The sequence below is a fragment of the Pseudoalteromonas pernae genome, from assembly GCF_039831865.1.
Lineage (GTDB): Bacteria > Pseudomonadota > Gammaproteobacteria > Enterobacterales > Alteromonadaceae > Pseudoalteromonas > Pseudoalteromonas pernae.
The window spans coordinates 89,081-107,779 of the sequence record NZ_JBDODM010000002.1 but is presented as its reverse complement, the minus strand read 5'-3'; the positions used below and the strand labels follow the sequence as shown (position 1 = coordinate 107,779).

At 45.1% G+C, this 18,699-nt stretch carries 16 protein-coding genes; 10 read left to right on the top strand and 6 right to left on the bottom strand.

Features of this window, described 5'->3' with window-relative positions:
- Position 1 precedes the first annotated feature (1 nt).
- From V1358_RS04585 to V1358_RS04565, 5 genes are all read left to right on the top strand, one after another.
- A complete protein-coding gene (locus tag V1358_RS04585; protein ID WP_347392753.1) occupies positions 2–2,272 on the top strand; it encodes a hybrid sensor histidine kinase/response regulator in 2,271 nt (756 codons plus the stop codon).
- A gap of 45 nt (positions 2,273–2,317) precedes the next feature.
- Complete coding sequence (locus V1358_RS04580) at positions 2,318–5,794, top strand: ATP-binding protein (protein WP_347392752.1); 3,477 nt, start codon at positions 2,318–2,320, stop codon at positions 5,792–5,794.
- Between the two features lie 125 nt (positions 5,795–5,919).
- On the top strand, positions 5,920–6,555 hold the full coding sequence (locus V1358_RS04575) for an energy transducer TonB (protein ID WP_347392751.1): 636 nt from the start codon (positions 5,920–5,922) through the stop codon (positions 6,553–6,555).
- Between the two features lie 50 nt (positions 6,556–6,605).
- Positions 6,606–7,229, top strand: a complete 624-nt coding sequence (locus V1358_RS04570) for an RNA polymerase sigma factor (RefSeq protein WP_347390798.1) — start codon at positions 6,606–6,608, stop codon at positions 7,227–7,229.
- Entirely contained in the window at positions 7,226–7,852 is a 627-nt protein-coding gene (locus V1358_RS04565) for a hypothetical protein (RefSeq protein WP_347392750.1), read from the top strand. Before V1358_RS04570 ends, V1358_RS04565 begins: the two co-directional genes overlap by 4 nt.
- Positions 7,853–7,946: 94 nt before the next feature.
- On the opposite strand, the gene V1358_RS04560 is transcribed toward V1358_RS04565, so the two are convergent.
- The 5 genes from V1358_RS04560 to cmoA form a co-directional block, all read right to left on the bottom strand.
- Positions 7,947–8,744 (bottom strand): DUF3108 domain-containing protein, encoded by a 798-nt coding sequence (locus V1358_RS04560; RefSeq protein ID WP_347390796.1) that lies wholly within the window; start codon positions 8,742–8,744, stop codon positions 7,947–7,949.
- A complete protein-coding gene (purN, locus tag V1358_RS04555; RefSeq protein WP_347392749.1) occupies positions 8,677–9,348 on the bottom strand; it encodes a phosphoribosylglycinamide formyltransferase in 672 nt (223 codons plus the stop codon). The genes V1358_RS04560 and purN overlap by 68 nt, the downstream gene beginning before the upstream one ends.
- Positions 9,348–10,400: a phosphoribosylformylglycinamidine cyclo-ligase gene (purM, locus tag V1358_RS04550; protein WP_347392748.1), complete on the bottom strand. Its 1,053-nt coding sequence runs from the start codon at positions 10,398–10,400 to the stop codon at positions 9,348–9,350. The genes purN and purM overlap by 1 nt, the downstream gene beginning before the upstream one ends.
- Positions 10,401–10,500: 100 nt before the next feature.
- Positions 10,501–11,469 carry a tRNA 5-methoxyuridine(34)/uridine 5-oxyacetic acid(34) synthase CmoB gene (gene cmoB / locus V1358_RS04545; protein WP_347390793.1) on the bottom strand — a complete coding sequence of 323 codons (969 nt, stop codon included), beginning with the start codon at positions 11,467–11,469 and terminating at the stop codon, positions 10,501–10,503.
- Positions 11,470–11,480: 11 nt separating this feature from the next.
- On the bottom strand, positions 11,481–12,206 hold the full coding sequence (gene cmoA, locus V1358_RS04540) for a carboxy-S-adenosyl-L-methionine synthase CmoA (RefSeq protein WP_347392747.1): 726 nt from the start codon (positions 12,204–12,206) through the stop codon (positions 11,481–11,483).
- A 233-nt stretch (positions 12,207–12,439) separates the two neighbouring features.
- Here cmoA and V1358_RS04535 point away from each other — a divergent pair, with 233 nt between their 5' ends.
- Positions 12,440–13,120 (top strand): DUF3334 family protein, encoded by a 681-nt coding sequence (locus tag V1358_RS04535; protein ID WP_347390791.1) that lies wholly within the window; start codon positions 12,440–12,442, stop codon positions 13,118–13,120.
- On the opposite strand, the gene V1358_RS04530 is transcribed toward V1358_RS04535, so the two are convergent.
- Positions 13,117–13,974, bottom strand: coding sequence for a DUF72 domain-containing protein (locus V1358_RS04530; protein WP_347391117.1), 858 nt, complete (start codon positions 13,972–13,974; stop codon positions 13,117–13,119). The two genes, V1358_RS04535 and V1358_RS04530, sit on opposite strands and share 4 nt — an antisense overlap.
- A gap of 193 nt (positions 13,975–14,167) precedes the next feature.
- On the opposite strand from V1358_RS04530, the gene aspS reads away from it, so the two are divergent.
- The 4 genes from aspS (at position 14,168) to ruvB (ending at position 18,314) form a co-directional block, all read left to right on the top strand.
- A complete protein-coding gene (gene aspS, locus V1358_RS04525) occupies positions 14,168–15,955 on the top strand; it encodes an aspartate--tRNA ligase (RefSeq protein ID WP_347392746.1) in 1,788 nt (595 codons plus the stop codon).
- Between the two features lie 170 nt (positions 15,956–16,125).
- Positions 16,126–16,647, top strand: a complete 522-nt coding sequence (ruvC, locus tag V1358_RS04520; protein ID WP_347390789.1) for a crossover junction endodeoxyribonuclease RuvC — start codon at positions 16,126–16,128, stop codon at positions 16,645–16,647.
- A gap of 13 nt (positions 16,648–16,660) precedes the next feature.
- Complete coding sequence (gene ruvA / locus V1358_RS04515) at positions 16,661–17,281, top strand: Holliday junction branch migration protein RuvA (protein ID WP_347390788.1); 621 nt, start codon at positions 16,661–16,663, stop codon at positions 17,279–17,281.
- A 25-nt stretch (positions 17,282–17,306) separates the two neighbouring features.
- Positions 17,307–18,314 (top strand): Holliday junction branch migration DNA helicase RuvB, encoded by a 1,008-nt coding sequence (gene ruvB / locus V1358_RS04510; RefSeq protein ID WP_347390787.1) that lies wholly within the window; start codon positions 17,307–17,309, stop codon positions 18,312–18,314.
- The last annotated feature ends 385 nt before the right edge of the window (positions 18,315–18,699 follow it).

Genomic DNA, 18,699 nt, shown 5'->3' with positions numbered 1-18,699 from the left:
GGTGTTTTTTGTAATTAAACGCTCTATCGCTGCAAAAGTGCTGATCATGTTGTCTTTACTCATGGTCACGCTTTTAAGTGTGTATTTGATGCTCGAGTATCGAATAAAAACGATAGAGCAGTCGGTGCAAAGTACCTTAGACATTTCCAGTCAAACCGTGAATATTCTTAGAATTAACAATGATATTGTACAGCTCCAAAGAGATGTGTCGGTGTATGGGTCATCCGGTAGTGAAGCGATTTTTTCTAAGATTGAAAGCAGCTATGCCAGTATTAAATCCCGATTGGAGCAGATCACAGGTCTTGCTCAGCAAGACGATGATATCGCATTATTTACCGCCATGGAGGTGTTGGTGACGCGCTATGGTGAGAACCTCAAGGTGTTACCTCAGCGCTACGAAGTTAAATCCAATCTCATTGATGTTGAGTTGCCGCAATATTACCAAGACATGCTGCTGCAACTAGAAGATTTGGCTAAGAATACCTCTACCAACCAAGACAAACTTTCACTGCTAGAGGCAACTAACACCTGGCACACCATGCATTACAATGCTGGACTGTTTCTCAATAAAAAAGAGTATGCAAAAAGGCGCTATGTACAACAAGCTCTCAATGAATTAGCTAAGCTTGAACAACAGCTGAGCCCAGCATTTGTCACTGGCAATCAAGAAACTCTCGCCAGTGTTGTTGAGGTTATCAAAAACTATCGCGCAGCATTTTCGCAAAGTGTGCAGGCTAATCGCAATTACCTCACCTTAGTGAATGTTGTCATGGCGGGTGATGCCATAGAGTTTACCAATTTAGTCGACACGATAAGGGAGCGCTCACTTGAACGTTTGGATACGATTCAGCAGCAGGGCGCGGCCAATATTATCCGTACTGAGCAAGTGCTTAATGTTTTAGCGTTCGCAGCCATCATTCTTATTATTGCCCTAGGCTACTTCTTCCACACTCACATAACTCGGGCTATCCGTCGCTTAACGACAAGCTTCAAAAGCTTTTTACAAGGTGACTTGTCTGCGCCGATTTATGACACCGATCGGGTTGATGAAATTGGCGTTTTGGCAGGGGCTGCACATCAGTTTCGAGAACTCAGTGAAGATCTTATTGAGGCCAAACAAGAAGCAGATAAAACATCACAAGTTAAGTCTGAATTTTTAGCCAATATGAGTCATGAAATACGCACGCCAATGAACGGCATCCTAGGGATGGTTCATACCTTAGGAACCACCTCATTGGATAAAGAGCAACAACGCATGCTCGAGGTGATTGCCTCGTCAGGTAGGAGCTTGCTGGTTATTCTTAACGATATTCTGGATTTGAGTAAAATCGAAGCGGGTAAAATTGAGTTAGAACAGAGGCCCATAGACTTGGAGGAGTTACTGTATGAACTTCGTCAACTATTTAAAGAGCAAGCGCAGCTCAAAGGCATCGAATTGACTCTTGCCGAGCAATTACCCAATGCTGTCACGACTATTCACACAGATGAAACACGCTTAAAGCAAATACTCATTAATTTGCTCAGCAATGCTATCAAGTTTACGGAGCAAGGCAGTGTGAGCTTAGACATTCATGCGGTCGCCCGTCACGGTGAGGAAGTGACCCTTGAGTTTAATGTTAAAGATACCGGTATCGGTATTCGTGATGAGCAATTGCACACTTTATTTGAAGCATTTTCGCAGGCTGACACATCCATAACTCGGCGATTTGGCGGCACGGGATTAGGGCTCACCATTTCCAGCAAAATGTTGTCATTGATGGGCTCCAAGCTGCACGTTGAAAGCGAATTTGGTAAGGGGTCGCGGTTTTATTTTTCACTGACGTTACAAGCCAGTGAACAGCCAATGCAAAAACAACAGTTCTTAGACGATGTTGATAGCATTGCTGATTTTTCAGGTTTGACGATTCTTGCTGTTGAGGACAACGCAGTTAACCAGTTGGTATTACAGTCATTATTGGAAGAAGCAGGGATTAACAATATTGTGCTTGCCGATGACGGCCAGCAAGCAGTGGAAAAATGCCAACATCAGATGTTTGATTTAATTTTTATGGACATGCAAATGCCAGTAATGGATGGGCCGCAAGCAACCAAGCTCATCAAAGCGATGCCAGCGTTCAATGCGGTGCCTATTGTCGCCCTGACTGCAAATGTATTGGACAGTGATAAACAGGCCTGCTTGGATGCGGGCATGGATGATTTTTTAGCTAAGCCGGTGGAATACAGTGCGTTATTAAAGGTATTGGATCACTGGTGTATCTGTACCCAACCATGATTTCAACGATGCTTTGCTAAACCATAATCAGAAGAGAGTGAAACCGTGACTTATAATCGCAGTTCAGCAATTGCTAAAACAAATCTTACGCTGTTAGGCGCTCTTGTCATTGTTACAGTGTTGTTTACGTTAGCTATCGTCGCTTTTGAGTCGCGGGTCAAAAATAGCGTCTTAGAAGACACCCAAGCACATTTGACTGACACCACATCACAAATGCGAGAGTTGGTACACAATACCATTGCCAACGCCCATGCCGACCTACGCTTTTTACATGCCACACCGCCCATATCAGGTTTGCCACGTGCTCATTATAATGATGGCATTGACCCCTACGATGGCACTGAATATAACCAGTGGAAGAATCGACTGGAGACCATTTTTACAGCGTTTATGCAAAACAAGGCAAGCGTTGATCAACTGAGAGTGATTTCGTCGGTGGGGGAAGGCAAGGAGCTAATTCGAGTTGAGCGTCGCGGCGGTTTAATTGAGGCAGTTCCTGATTACGGTTTGCAGGTCAAACGCAATTCAACCTACTTCTTACCCAGTTCACAACTAATGGCCAATCAAGTTTACATGTCACGGCTAAACCTAAATCGTGAAAATGGTAAAATTGAGTTTCCATATCGTCCAGTCATACGCTATTCGATCCCGATGTTTGCTGTAGATGGACGAAGATTTGGCTTCTTAATTATGAACGTCAATGCCAGCAACTTGCTTGCTGAATTGGCCCAAAGTGTACCGGATTTCGGCGAGCTAGTAATTACTGCGGCAGAGGAGGATATTATCTATCATCCACAGGAAGCCTATCGTTTCACTCGCGACACCGCACCCGAAATAAACTGGGGTTCTTTGTATAAGCCACCAATCAAAAATGATTCAATTTATGTTGTTGAAAGTCAGTTAGATGCCCAGAAAAAGTGGTATGTGCTCTCCAGCCAAGTGGTTACCCGAAACACCGAAGAATCTGGTTATATTAATCTGAATGTCTTTGTTCCTGAATCTTATGTTTTTGATATTATTAATGAAAAAAGGATTACAGTTTATTCTTTTTTGATTGCGGCATTGAGCATTACAGCTATTGTCATGTTTAACTTTCACCGCAGTGCTGTGCGTAGTCAGTTATTAGCTGAGGCTCGTCGAGAGTCATCAGCCATTGTTGAGGGCTCTATTGATGCGATTATAAGTCTCGATATGGCAGGAAGGCTCACTACAATGAACCATGCGGCCGAGGTATTGCTAGGCAGTACAGTGAATGTGAGTAAAGGATTGCACTTTGAGCAAATAGGCTTTTTAAAGCATTTACCCATTTCTACTTACACTCAAGCCTTATCTCACTCTGCACAAAGAGTCACGGATGATTGGCATACCACCACTGATGATGTTGAGCGCTTCTATGCCATATCAGTTAGCCCGATGCGAGCGGAGCAAAATCAGCTTGATGGCATCGCGCTTATCATTCGTGATATCACCAAAGAAAAGCAAGCCGATAAAAGCATCAGAAAGCTCAACGCAGATCTTGATCAAAAAGTGCGGGTGCGTACTGAACAGTTAGCGCATGCCAAAGACGAAGCGCAAAAAGCCAGTGAAGTAAAAAGTGCTTTTATTTCTAACATCAGTCATGAGATGCGTACACCATTAAACGGCATTATTGGTACGCTGGGCTTACTCAAAAGAGAAAAACATTCTGAAAAATCAACGCGCTTTTTGGAGATGATGGAGCTCAGTGCTACTAACTTAAACGTCCTCATTAATGACATTCTTGACTTGTCGAAGATTGAGGCTGGCAAATTAGAAATTAATCCTAAACCTTTTAATCCCGTGGCATTAATTGAAAGTGTGGTGGTGTCATCGGCGGTCAAGGCCTTTGATAAAAACTTAGAAGTGTTTGTTGATACCAAAGAATTGCACTGCCAAGAGGTGATCACCGATCCACATCGCTTCACACAAATTATAAACAACCTCATTAGCAACGCGATTAAGTTTACCGAATACGGTCATGTGAAAATTACCGCCAAAGGAGAGGTCGTCAATAATAGTCAATATGAGCTCTCAGTAAGCGTTGCAGATACCGGAGTCGGCATTGCCGAGGAGTCCCAGGGCAAATTATTCAGTGCATTTACTCAGGCAAATTCGGGAGTGGCTGCAAAATATGGTGGCACCGGCCTGGGGTTATCTATTTGCCGGCAGTTGAGTCAATTATTAAATGGCGATATACGTTTTAAATCACAGCTCAATCAGGGTAGTGAGTTTACCTGCCATATTACCTTGTCACTAGGCTGCGTTAAACTACGCGGCCACTCTAAACAATTAAGTGCCTTTAGAGCGCTTATTTTTACGGATAACCTCGCGCTAACCCTACACCTTCGTGAGGTCTTGGTGTTTGACGGAGCACAGGTGCAAAGTTGTGAACTAGCACAAATTGATGCGTCTAGCTTATCTACATACGATATGATTTTTATTGATAGCAAAGATCAAGGAGTAGAGCGTTTAGAGACTATACTCAGTAAACACCCCAAACTTAAACTGCCTCCGGTGGTTGCATTGCAGTCTGCAAGTTGCCCGGTTGTCAATAGCAAGGTTATCCGCACTTTAAAACTTAATAAGCCGATAATCCGCTCGGAGTTATTGCGCATGATTGCTGATCCTGAACAGGCAAAGGCCATTAGTAGTCACGCAAATATCACTGACAACAACGCTATCACGCCACCAGAGAAAATTAAAAAGTTGGTTGGTAAAACGGTTCTGATTGTTGATGATAACGACATCAATATTGAGGTTGCCGTGGGTATGTTATCGTCACTACCCGTAGACTTTGTCCGTGCAAACAACGGCCAAGAGGCGATTGATGTGCTTAACCACTTGAATGAGCGAGGTATTGTTGTTAGTTGTGTATTGATGGATTGTCAGATGCCCATTCTTAATGGCTATGACACAACGATGAAAATCCGTTCGGGCGCAGCGGGTATGCATAATTCTCATGTGCCCATTATCGCAATGACGGCAAACGCCTTGTTGGGTGAAAAAGAGAAGTGTTTGGCGGCGGGTATGAATGATTATGTGAGCAAACCGCTAGTGGTCGAGGAAGCAGAAGTAAAAGTAGTGAGGTGGATTTTGTCATATTCAGATTCGGATACAGATACAAATACAGAACAGAGCAAATCAGTTGGTGCTAACAACCCAGTTGAATTGTGGGACAGGGATGCAGCATTAAAGCGCCTGTTAAACAAAGAAGATTTACTAAACAAAATCTGTGCAATGTTTGTAAAAACAGCACCCAATAAAATGGCCATTCTCGAAGAGGCCGTTGCATCGGGAGAGTACGATAGTGTGCGCCAAGCTGCGCATGCCTTTAAGGGCTTGTGTGGTGAGATTAGTGCAGTGCCTTTGCACAGTTTGCTTGCTCAAATTGAAGATGCGGCGTCCAACAATAGTCTCGCTGTTGAGCCGCAGCTTAAAGCGCTGCGCGCCTATGTACCACAATTAATTGAAGAAGTTGAGGTCGAACTCGCGCAAAGTGAATAACGAACTGGTAACTGCAAGGTTCGTGTCAAAAAGTGAAAAAACTTTCACCCCTTTTCTGATCCCCAGACGTTGTATGAGTAACACATAATCAAATGTGTTGCTCATTCAGTTTTAAGGGGAATCCTATGCAAATGACCATGAACCATCAATCACAGTGGTTGAAGCCAAGTCTAAAAATCACTTTGTGCTTGGTTGCAGCATCTGTAATAACAATTGCTACCTTTAGTTTTATGGTGTCGCTGCTAAATCAGCCCGCGCGTACTCATGATCAAGAGTTGGAAGATATTTCGGTTGTGATCATGGAGCAGCCTCAAGACATTAAAGTCATTGAAAGAGAACGCCCGGTACCACCTAAACCTCAGGAACGTCCGCAAACACGTCAAGAAATGCCAATGGAACCAGGGGGGGAGACCGGTATCATACCATTTGATATGCCGAGCATTGATACGACTGCCCGTGAGACCTTTAATTTTGGTCAAAACGGATCAGGACAGGCGATGCCCTTGGTTCGTGTTCCGCCACAGTACCCCGCAGCGGCAGCTCGAGATGGCATCGAAGGTTATGTGGTTTTGAGTTACGATATTTCTGCCACTGGGCAAGTGATCAATGCTAAAGTCATCGACGCTGAGCCCAAACGCACTTTTGATAAAGATGCACTAAGAGCACTAAAGAAGTGGAAGTTTAACCCCATGGTAGTCGATGGTGTAGCAAAGGTTCAGAGCAATCAACAAGTAAGACTAGATTTTAATTTACAACAGTAACAGTGCAAGGAGCGGCACACTTTGAGGTGCCGCACAGCTAAGGAGTAACGATGCTTAAAGCAGTGGCATCTAGGCTATTTGCGCCATTGGCGCCTGATGTACGCCAATTAAGTAACGAAGAACTTGCCCTGCGCGCACCAGATAGTGCTAAGGCGAAGGAGGAGTTAGTTACGCGCCTCAGTGACGATGTGTTGTACTTCCTAATTGCGCAGCTCAAAAGCGTGAAATTTGATAGTTACAGCCAGCGTCAATGCGCATTGGATTTACTGCAAGAAGTCTGGCTCACGTGGTTAGCTAATCCTGCTCGATTTCGCGTTGATGCACACAGTAATTTTAAAGCCTGGCTATTTAGTGTCGCCCGCAACAAGCTCATTGATCTACTGCGTAAGCAAAAACCTGAGCTGGCTTGGGAAGACGCTGATTCTTTTGTGCAAATGCGCATCGATGATGATTATGCGCAGCAATTAATAGACCAAGCGACGAGTGAGCACTTGGCTAAAGCGATACAAGACTTGCCTTATTTACAACGCGAAGCGCTGAGTTTGCAACTCGAAGGGTTTAGTGTGCAAGAGATAGCTGATATCACTCACACGGAAAAGGAAAGCATTAAGACGCGGTTGCGATATGCTCGAGGAAAAATTGCAGACGCCATGCACGTAGGAGAGAGCCAATGAACCACAGAGAATTTGATAAACTCAAGCAGGCTCATGAGTATGAAAAGCAACAAAACAAATTAACGGGCAGCGAAAAACGTGCGCTGTTAGCGATGTTATCTAAAACCGATAGGACTTCTAGCACACGCAATTGGTGGCAGCAAAGCCAGTGGCTTGTTGCTTGTTGCGCACTGATCACCTTAGTCTCAATCACCTTGCTTGAATTTCGCAGTGACAAGCAGGCGCTTTACAGTGTGGTGGCGTATGAGCACATTGAGATTTATGATGAAGTAAATGGGCAACAGCGAGTACGGGTATCTCAGCAGGTGCCAAAAAACGTGCGCAGCATTAATAGCGCGGAGCAGCAGTTAGCAAACAATTTGCGGGTGCAGCAACAAGCGTATTCAGCGCTTGGTAGTGAACAGCCTGTTCGTGTTGCGAGATTGGTGCAGCGAGAAGGGGATTGGTTACTGGCTGATTGCCGTCAGCAGGTACTGATTGCGTTGAGTGAAGACCTCGCAGACAAGGTTGTCCGTGAATCAGACTTAAATGCGCAGCCAGGTGCTTTGTTAGCATTAACTTTTAGTGCGCAAGGTCAATTGCTCACGGTGAGCCAGACGGAGCAAGCAAAGCAATGCTCTTAATTGCGGTTCACTGGCGCCCATACGCCGGTGACTGCAGTAACAAGAACAGTGAATAAAAAAAGCGCCCTAGGGCGCTTTTTCTAAACTCAGGATATTAGTTATTTGCTGTGTAAGTAGCCAATTCTACTTGGAATTGCTCTACGCCATCTTTACCTTTAAACATTCGCACCATCATGTAATTCATGCTCGGTGCAAACCAAACCATAGCTTGTCGTTTATCATTGTCGTAGACGCGTTTTACTTTGATGGTCTCAACATTGCCAATTGGCAATGTAATGGTTTCAGTACCTAGGACTTCAAATTGGTACTCCCGAGTGTTCCCTTTTTTGTCAATAATGGGGTAAGAAAACTTGGTCTCACCATTGGCCAACCCTTTTCGTAGGGCAATCTGGTATGACAATACGTCTTGGTAATCGGGATTCCATGGGCACTCTACTGCGTACTTTGATTGGTTTGAGAACACTTGTTGCTCTGCATGATCAAAGCTAATTTTGTAGGTTTTATCTGGACCTGTGCCTGTGCGCTCTAGCTTGTAATCAAGAGGCGTTACATCACCGTCGATATATTCGAAACGACTACTTTCTTCACGTTCATCGGAAAACACCATCCACTCAATTTCACTGCGATAGCTTAATTCGTAGGTGTTATCGCCTACTTTTTGTAACGATCGTTGTGCTTCACCGTGTCGTTCGCCTTGGCGAGTAACATAGTAGGTGGCGTTGTATTCAATCAAAGAAGAAGGTGTTGCTGTGGTCGCATTTGTGTCTTGTTGTGCAAATGCTGAGGATACAGTGCCGCAACTTAATGCTGCGGCAAAGAGATACTTAGCTGCCCAAAAACGCGTTGAGATCGGCGCCTTGGCTTGGAAGGGTGTTGTTATCGAGCACTGCATAGTTATCTTCCATAGTCAGTCGTTGTTCGCTGAACCACTTAACCACCAACGGATAGATAATATGTTCTTGTGCATGTACTTTTTGTGCCAAACTTTGTGCGGTATCACCGTCTTCGATAGGAACTTGGGCTTGTACAATCACAGGTCCGCCATCAAGTTCTTCAGTCACAAAGTGAACACTAACGCCATGCACTTTATCGTTCGCATCTAAAGCACGCTGGTGGGTATTCAGCCCTTGGTACTTAGGCAACAAAGAAGGGTGAATGTTCAACATTTTTCCCTTAAATTTTTGCACTAAGCCAGCACTTAGAATACGCATAAATCCAGCTAATACAACACAGTTAGGTGAAAAACTGTCAATGAGCTCACCTAATGCAGCATCATAATCCTCGCGTGACTCGAACGCTTTGTGGTCTAAAACCTGAGTTTCAATCCCCGCGTTTTTGGCACGCTCAAGGCCATAGGCATCGGCCTTGTTACTGATCACCGCACAAATTTGTGCAGGAATTTCACCTGCTGCAACGGCGTCGATGATCGCTTGTAAATTAGAGCCACTGCCCGAAATGAGTACAACAATTCGGGCAGGCGTCTGGCCGTGCGTCATTATTGCGCACCACCTGTGATTTCAACTTGCTCTTCGCCTGCAGCAGCATCTTGGATTTCACCAATGTGCCATGCATTTTCACCAGCATCTTTAAGAATGCTAAGGCTTTGCTCAAGTTTGTCAGCTGGAACAACAAGCACCATGCCTACGCCACAGTTGAACGTGCGGTACATTTCGTGCGTTTCGATGTTGCCGTTTTCTTGCAACCAGTTGAACACTGCAGGCCACTGCCAGCTGTCACCTTTGATGACTGCTTTTGCAGACTCAGGCAATACGCGTGGAATGTTTTCCCAGAAACCACCACCAGTGATGTGAGAAAGCGCGTGAACGTCAACTTGCTTAAGTAGCTCAAGTACAGGCTTCACATAGATGCGGGTCGGCTCAAGTAGGTGTTCGCCTAACGTTTTGCCTTCAAACTCGCTGTTTGTATCTGCACCAGATACCTCTAATACTTTACGAATTAGTGAGTAACCATTTGAGTGAGGACCACTTGAAGCAAGTGCAATTAGTTGGTCGCCAGCGGCAACTTTTGAACCGTCAATGATGCCTTCTTTTTCTACAACACCCACGCAGAAACCAGCCATGTCGTAGTCATCGCCTTCATACATACCAGGCATTTCAGCAGTTTCACCACCGATAAGTGCACAACCAGAAAGCTCACAACCAGCGCCAATACCAGTTACCACGTCAGCAGCTGTATCTACGTCTAGTTTGCCAGTCGCATAGTAATCAAGGAAGAATAGTGGCTCAGCACCTTGAACGATTAGGTCGTTTACACACATAGCGACTAGGTCGATACCAACTGTGTCGTGCTTTTTCAAATCTATAGCAAGACGTAGTTTGGTACCCACACCATCAGTACCCGCAACTAAAACAGGCTCTTTATACCCAGTCGGTAGCTGACATAGCGCGCCAAAGCCGCCGATGCCACCCATAACTTCAGGGCGTTTGGTCTTTTTCACAACGCCTTTAATGCGTTCTACTAGGGCGTTACCTGCATCAATGTCGACGCCGGCATCTTTGTAGCTAAGAGACTGTTTTTGTTCGCTCACGGGGTTTCCTCAAAATTCAATTTAGGGTTGCTTTGAAACGCCGGGCATTTTACAGCAAATGCCACGGCTTAGCTAGGAAAAGGAGGACCTTTGTCCTTGTTTACGCAGTTGCTACGATCACTGCACGCAGAGGTGCAGGGTAGCCTTCAATAGTTTTATTAGGATCTTCAGGGTCTAAGAAGTCAGCCAATGACTCATTTTCCATCCAATCTGTGCGGCGTTGCTCATCTAAAGAAGTCTGGTCGGTATCCACAACACGAATATCTTTGAAGCCAACACGACGCATCCACAGCATCAGTGCCTCAGTGCTGGGTATGTACCAGACATTGCGCATTTTCGCGTAACGATCTTCTGGTACCAGAACGGTATTTATATCACCTTCAACCACAAGGGTTTCGAGTACTAATTCGCCGCCTTTACGCAGTTGCGCTTTTAGTTGCGCTAAGAAATCGATAGGTGAGCGACGGTGATACAGTACGCCCATAGAGAACACGGTATCAAACGCTTTTAACTCGGGCAGTTGTTCTACACCCAAAGGCAGTAGATGCACTGCGGGGTCTGGATTGTAATGTTTGATAGTTTGAAACTGGCACAGGAACAGGTCGCTTGGGTCAATACCAATAACCAATTCAGCCCCTTCACCGCGCATGCGCCATAGATGGTAGCCAGAGCCACAGCCTATATCGAGGACCTTACGACCGTGCAGTGGGCTGATATGCGGTAGTACGCGGTCCCACTTCCAATCACTACGCCACTCGGTGTTGATGTCGATACCAAATAGAGAGAATGGACCCTTACGCCAAGGCATAAAACGCTTTAGTAAATGGGTAAGCTGTTTGCGCTGGCCGTCACTGATATCGTCTTCAGTGCCTACTTGCACGGCGTTTTTAATATCAACCTTTGATGCGTTTAATTCTGGCAGGTTGTTTAATACTTTTTGCCATTGTGGCATGTCGCCGTGACGAGCTTCGTCTTGCCAATGTTGCAATTGCGCAGGCAAGGTATTGAGCCAGTGACTCAGTTCAGTACAGGCGATATGGCGATAGAATTCGTTAAACCACTGATTCATCTTTATTCCGTTTATTTAATTGCAACCATAGAGCAGAAGTTAAAGCATTGATACCACACTTGAGTTTGGCTAAATCCCAAGCTTTGGAGGCGCTCAAGGTGAGTGGTCAATGTATCGGTGCGCATTACATTTTCAATTGCTGTACGCTTTTGGCTGATCTCCAACTCGGAGTAGCCATTTGCACGCTTAAAGTCGTGGTGTAAGTCAATTAGTAACTCATCAACTTCTTGGTTTTCACCACGAAGTTTCTCACTCAGCAGCAATACACCGCCAGGTTTAAGCGCGTTGTAAATGCGACGCAGCAGCGCTTCACGTTGCTCAGGTTCTATAAACTGCATGGTGAAGTTCATTGCGATTACTGAGGCATTTTCTAATTTTGCATCGAGGATGTCACCGAGCTCAACGCGCACGGGAACCGTTGAACGAAAGCCTTCAAGATGCAATCGGCAACGCTCAACCATAGCTTGTGAATTATCGATAGCGATGATTTCACAGCCTGAGTGGTTTAGGTTGCGGCGCATGCTTAAGGTGACTGCACCGAGAGAACAGCCTAAGTCGTATAAATTGCTGTTATCTTGCGCATATTTTCCTGCTAACTTCCCAAGCGTACTGACGATGGTGGCATATCCGGGCACCGAACGCTCAATCATATCTGGGAATACTTCGACTACTTTGGCGTCAAAGGTAAAGTCTTTTACGTGTTGTTCTGATGCGTAAATACTGTCTTTGGCTGACACTTTGCTAAGCTCTAGCTAGAAACGATGCCACTATTTTAACATTTTTGCGGGCGCTGTGTGGAGCTTTGCGAGTGATTTGTAGTGGGTTAATAGCATCTTTAATTCTCATAAACCTGCTATTGTTATATTTATCTATAAAAAACAATACCTAATGCTGGCTACAAGGGCTCCAGTCACACTCTTATCTCGACTGTAGAAAAATAGCTGGTGCACTTTCATTAGCGAGAATACCAATGAGTAGAAATAAAGTAATAAGCACCGAGGATATCCTTTCCACCTTGTGTCACTCAGTGACGGAGGTGTTATCCTCTGCCAGTGGCAACACCATAAGCTACTCAGCCATGGTGCAGAAGATTACTCGCACCTGCATGCGACCTGACATAGGGTGCTTTGTGTTGTTCGATGGTGGATTTACGGGTTTGGTGGTAACCAACTTTACCTCACAAGCGGCGATGGAAATCTACGGTGATTACATGAACAACATGGGCATGCCACCGGAAGAATTAGCAAAAAGCCATGTGTCAGATGATGTCGCCAATGTTCTTGGGGAGCTGATGAACCAAATTGTCGGTGATTTTACTAATAAAGTTCGCGAGCAGCTACACACTTCAATAACGCAGAATCAACCGAAAATGATGGCGATTAATAAGCAAGTGCAGATATCTGTTGATACCACGATGGACAGGCCACAAGCAAGGCGCGTGACCTTTACTACGCAAAATCAGAACATTTTTTATCTTGAACTGGCGATGGATAAAACAGAATTTATCAAACTTCATGAATTTGATATTACCGAAGCAATTGACCCTGACGACATCATTGCCAGCACCCGAGCGAAAAAACAAAGCGCACAAACCAAAGCGCAAAACGAACCAGATATTGACGACGATTTTATGGAAAATCTGGGCCTTTAGAAAAAACTCGTTTGTTGGTTACGCTCACCGGGAAAAGGATTGAGTACGGGGTGATGGTCACCATTAATCGCTTGCAAATCTAGCATAAATTGGCGCGCGAGCACAGGCGCGCCATCATTATCTGCAGTATGTAAAAACACAAAGGGGTGTTTGCCTTCTTCTAACCATTGCGTAATTTTTTTCAGCCATGGCGCATAAAAGGACTTATATTCATCATTCATACTGGCTATGACGAAACGAAGGATAGGACGCGGGCCTAATGCAATGGCATGTACAGGCAAATGCGGCTTCTTGTTTTGCGCGTCAATTATGGCTTCGTTGTAAGGGCTAACAGCAAATAATGCACGAGTATCCATGCAGATTCTGTCGAAGCCATGGTGGTGACAATACTGATTAAATTGTTTTTCAGTGTCGCTTTTGTCAAAAAAACGTGGGTGACGTACTTCAATACTGTAATTAAGCTCACTAGGCAGTTGAGCCATAAAGGAATGTAATCGACTCATGTGCTCTGGTGCAAAACTTGCGGGCAACTGCAGCATCAAAGAGCCCGTTTTTTCAAACAACGGCGACATTAACTGCAGCCACTGATTTAACGATTGTGAGTCTACTTGCAATGCTAATTCATGGCTAAAGCGTTGGGGAAACTTAAAGGTAAAACGAAAGCTCTCGGGTGTGGCGCTAACCCATCGGGAAATGCTCTGGGGGCTCGGATCAGCATAAAAAGTAGTGTTACCCTCAACTGAGTTAAAGACACTGGCATATTGCTCAAGCATATTTGCAGCCTGTGTTGCGGGTGCAAATAATTGACCTTTCCAAGCGTTGTTGGACCATTGCGGGCATCCAAGATACAACATATTGCCAAATAATCTCGTCATGTGTTTCGAATACCGCGATATGCTAGCACAATCTTAGCAATGCTTGTGTCGAATAATTGACCAACAAAGTGTTTGCTTCGTGACATTGACCGCCGTTTTTATATAATTGACGCAATTTATTTGGCCTTTGCGTGCAACTAGCCCACGCTACTACAATTAAAACAGGAATATTATGCGCTCTATTTATTGCGGACATTTGAATAAAAGTCATGTCGACCAAGAGGTTACTCTTTGTGGTTGGATCAACAAACGCCGTGATCTTGGTGGTTTGATCTTCGTCGACGTGCGTGACCGCGAAGGCCTAGTGCAGGTTGTTTTTGACCCTGAAGTTGAAGGGTTGATGGAAAAAGCGAACAAACTTCGTCAAGAATTCTGCGTTCAGATCAAAGGTATTGTTCGCGCTCGTCCTCAAAGCCAAGTGAATAAAGACATGGCTACAGGCGAAGTTGAAATCTTGGGTGTCGGTCTAGAAATTATTAACCGCTCTGAAGCATTGCCGCTTGATTTTAACCAACAAAACTCAGAAGAGCGTCGCCTTAAATACCGTTATCTAGACTTACGTCGTTTAGAAATGAGCGACCGTATCAAACTGCGCGCAAAAGCATCAAGCTTCGTGCGTCGTTTCTTAGACAGTAACGATTTCCTAGATATTGAGACGCCAGTACTAACTAAAGCAACGCCAGAAGGCGCACGTGACTATTTAGTACCAAGCCGTGTTCACCATGGCAGCTTCTACGCATTACCTCAGTCTCCACAGCTGTTTAAGCAATTACTGATGATGTCTGGTTTTGACCGTTACTATCAGATTGTTAAATGTTTCCGTGACGAAGACTTACGTGCAGACCGTCAGCCAGAATTTACACAAATCGATATCGAAACGTCATTCATGACATCTGATCAAGTACGTGCTGTAACTGAAAAACTAATCCGTGAAATGTGGTTAGAGTTATTGGACGTAGACCTAGGTCAGTTCCCAGTCATGGCTTACGAAGAAGCGATGCGCCGTTTTGGTTCAGACAAACCAGATCTTCGTAACCCGATGGAATTAATCGACGTAGCGGACCTAGTTAAAGACGTTGAGTTTAAAGTGTTCTCAGGCCCAGCAAATGACGAAAAAGGTCGTGTAGCGGTGCTAACAGTGCCGGGTGGCGCAGAGTTATCACGCAAACAAATCGATGACTACACCAAGTTTATCGGCATCTACGGTGCAAAAGGTTTAGCGTGGATGAAGGTGAATGACCGCGCAGCGGGTGCAGAAGGTGTACAATCACCGATTGCTAAGTTCTTGAACGAAGAAGTAATCACTGCCTTGCTTGAGCGTACTAATGCGCAAAGTGGTGACATCATCCTATTCGGTGCCGATTCGCGCAACGTGGTAAACGAAGCGATGGGCGCATTGCGCTTAAAGATTGGCTTAGACTTAGAGCTTACAGATCTTTCTAAATGGGCGCCGCTGTGGGTTGTAGACTTCCCAATGTTTGAAGAAGACGAAGAAGGCAACTTACACGCAGTACACCACCCATTCACTGCACCAAAAGGCGTGAGCCCACAAGAGCTTGAAGCAAACCCTGCGGGTACGCTTTCTGATGCCTATGACATGGTATTGAACGGCTACGAAGTAGGTGGTGGCTCTGTGCGTATCCACAATAGCGAGATGCAAGAAACAGCGTTCCGCGTATTAGGTATTGATGCGCAAGAACAACAAGACAAGTTTGGCTTCCTACTCGACGCATTAAAGTACGGTACACCGCCACACGCTGGTTTAGCATTCGGTCTAGACCGTTTAGTGATGTTGCTTTGTGGTACAGACAATATTCGTGACGTTATTGCCTTCCCGAAAACAACGCAGGCTTCTTGTCTTATGACAGAAGCACCTAGCCCAGCAAACCCAGATGCGCTTAAAGAGCTAGGTATCGCAATTGCACCAAAGGCAAATGCAGAGCAAGAGCAAGGCGAATAAGTTTTTGACTCTTGATATATAACAAAAGCGGCTTCGGCCGCTTTTTGTATTTTTAGCCCTCAGATTACCTGCCAGACATTACAAAGCAGCTTTTTCACGGTGATTGCCTTTACACTGGTCATCCATACAGTTACCATTATTCACAGCTAAAACAATAATAAGGTATGTGAGTGAGTATAATTTTGGGTATTGATCCCGGCTCGCGATTCACAGGCTATGGCGTGATACAACAACAAGGCCATAAATTTGCCTATTTAGGCAGTGGGTGCATTAAATTAGGCGACAATCCATTCCCTGAGCGCTTGAAAATGATTTTCCAAGGCGTGACGCAACTGATTAGTCAATTCAATCCAGACTCATTTGCTATTGAGCAGGTGTTTATGGCCCACAATCCAGACTCAGCGTTGAAGCTCGGTCAGGCGCGCGGTGCGGCTATTGTTGCGGCGACGATGGCAGATATCCCAGTGCATGAATACTCAGCAAGGCAAGTAAAGCAAGCGGTTGTAGGTAAGGGCTCTGCTGAGAAGACGCAGGTCCAGCATATGGTTAAACATATCTTAAAATTACCAGCAACTCCTCAGGCAGATGCTGCTGATGCGCTGGCGATTGCCATGTGTCATGGTCACTCACAACAGAATCTAATTAAATTGGCAGGTCAGGCACGTAAAACGGTGCGTGGCCGCTTAAGGTAACTCAGAGGTAGCAATGATTGGACGAATTCGCGGGGAATTAGTAGAGAAGCAACCACCAGAAGTATTGGTTGATGTCGGCGGTGTCGGCTATGAAATAAACTTACCAATGAGTTGCTTCTATGCCTTGCCAGAGTGTGGGCAACAAGTCACCTTGTTCACCCATTTTGTTGTGCGTGAGGATGCCCAACTGCTATTTGGCTTTAACACCAAAAATGAGCGTGCCTTATTCCGTGAATTACTCAAAGCCAACGGCGTCGGACCAAAGTTAGGGCTGGGTATTTTGTCAGGCATGTCTGCGGAGCAGTTTATTCGTTGTGTTCACCAAGGTGATGCAAGCACCTTGGTTAAGCTTCCTGGGGTTGGTAAAAAAACCGCTGAGCGTTTAGTGTTAGAAATGAAAGACAGGCTCAAGGACTGGGGCCCAGATTTATTCACGCCACACACCGATGCAGCAGCACTCTCTTTGGCTGGTGGTGATACACTTGTCCACGGAAGTGCTCAGGACGATGCAGTTGCGGCACTTGAATCTCTAGGTTATAAGAACAACCAAGCGGTCAAGGCAGTAAAAGCAGTTGCTCAAGAGACCATGACTTCTGAAGAAATTATTAAGCAAGCGCTTAGAGCGATGCTGTAACGAGATACTCTAACGAGACAAATACATGATTGAAGCGGATAGGTTGATAGAGCCTCAACAGCAAGGCAATGAAGACGTCGTTGATAGAGCAATACGTCCAAAACTGCTGGCGGACTACCATGGGCAACCGCATGTTAAACAACAAATGGATATTTTTATCGAAGCGGCTCGCTCACGCAGTGAAGCGCTCGATCATTTGCTCATTTTTGGTCCCCCAGGTTTAGGTAAAACAACCTTAGCCAATATTGTTGCCAATGAATTAGAAGTGAGCATCAAAACAACCTCAGGCCCAGTGCTAGAAAAAGCAGGGGATTTGGCAGCCTTGCTCACCAACCTTGAGGCTCATGATGTCTTATTTATTGATGAAATTCACCGCATGAGTCCGCATGTTGAGGAGATTCTTTATCCAGCCATGGAAGATTATCAGCTTGATATCATGATTGGCGAAGGGCCAGCTGCGCGGTCAATTAAACTGGATTTGCCACCTTTCACCTTAATTGGTGCGACTACTAGAGCGGGTTCGTTGACATCCCCTCTGCGCGATCGATTCGGTATTGTGCAGCGTTTGGAGTTCTATAACGTTGACGATCTTGCCTCAATTGTAAAACGCTCTGCCTTTCATCTTGGTTTGGAAATCGATGAACAAGGTGCGTACGAAGTGGCGAAGCGCTCGCGCGGCACGCCTCGAATTGCCAACCGATTACTACGCCGTGTACGTGACTTCGCAGAAGTAAAAGGTGATGGCTCAGTATGTGCGAGTATCGCAGCTCAAGCGTTGGACATGGTCGATGTGGATAAAAGCGGATTTGACTATATGGACCGTAAGTATCTACTGGCAATAATTGAAAAGTTTATGGGCGGCCCGGTCGGTTTAGAAAACTTAGCTGCAGCTATTGGTGAAGAGAAGGAAACCATCGAGGATGTCATCGAGCCTTATCTTATCCAGCAAGGGTTTATTCAACGCACACCAAGAGGGCGTATCGTATCAAACCATGCTTATGCGCACTTTGGTCTGCAAAAAGCGCAGTCGTAAAGTTCAATTATTATTTAGAAATACCCTGCCGAGCCTATGAGTTCGGCTTTTTTATGTCGATTAGTCATAAGTTGAGATGTGATTCACAAGGCATTAAGACTTCTGCGATTAGCATCGGTGGCGTTAAGGTAAAAAAAAGCCCGCTAGGAAGCGGGCTAAACAACAAGTTGAAGGAAGTAAATCCGAAAATACATCAGCTAATTAGTAGTAGGGCCAATTAGCTAATGGGTGAGGTGGGGAATCAGAAACCACCTCATGAACTGTGCATAAGAGCCATAGTTGGTTGCGCTAGCTCAGTACAGGGAGAATATTAAATCTCTCTGTAAAATTGTTCAAACTAGAAAAATTATTTTTTTCGGATAAAAAAAACTAATAGCGAATATTT

Bases quoted from the DNA above. Each gene is read 5' to 3' on its own strand.
- V1358_RS04560 (WP_347390796.1), bottom strand. From the start codon at position 8,744: ATGCAGTGCTCGATAACAACACCCTTCCAAGCCAAGGCGCCGATCTCA.
- V1358_RS04535 (WP_347390791.1), top strand. From the start codon at position 12,440: ATGAGTAGAAATAAAGTAATAAGCACCGAGGATATCCTTTCCACCTTG.
- aspS (WP_347392746.1), top strand. From the start codon at position 14,168: ATGCGCTCTATTTATTGCGGACATTTGAATAAAAGTCATGTCGACCAA.
- ruvB (WP_347390787.1), top strand. From the start codon at position 17,307: ATGATTGAAGCGGATAGGTTGATAGAGCCTCAACAGCAAGGCAATGAA.
- purN (WP_347392749.1), bottom strand. From the start codon at position 9,348: ATGACGCACGGCCAGACGCCTGCCCGAATTGTTGTACTCATTTCGGGC.
- V1358_RS04570 (WP_347390798.1), top strand. From the start codon at position 6,606: ATGCTTAAAGCAGTGGCATCTAGGCTATTTGCGCCATTGGCGCCTGAT.
- V1358_RS04575 (WP_347392751.1), top strand. From the start codon at position 5,920: ATGCAAATGACCATGAACCATCAATCACAGTGGTTGAAGCCAAGTCTA.
- V1358_RS04565 (WP_347392750.1), top strand. From the start codon at position 7,226: ATGAACCACAGAGAATTTGATAAACTCAAGCAGGCTCATGAGTATGAA.
- V1358_RS04530 (WP_347391117.1), bottom strand. From the start codon at position 13,974: ATGTTGTATCTTGGATGCCCGCAATGGTCCAACAACGCTTGGAAAGGT.
- ruvA (WP_347390788.1), top strand. From the start codon at position 16,661: ATGATTGGACGAATTCGCGGGGAATTAGTAGAGAAGCAACCACCAGAA.
- cmoB (WP_347390793.1), bottom strand. From the start codon at position 11,469: ATGAATCAGTGGTTTAACGAATTCTATCGCCATATCGCCTGTACTGAA.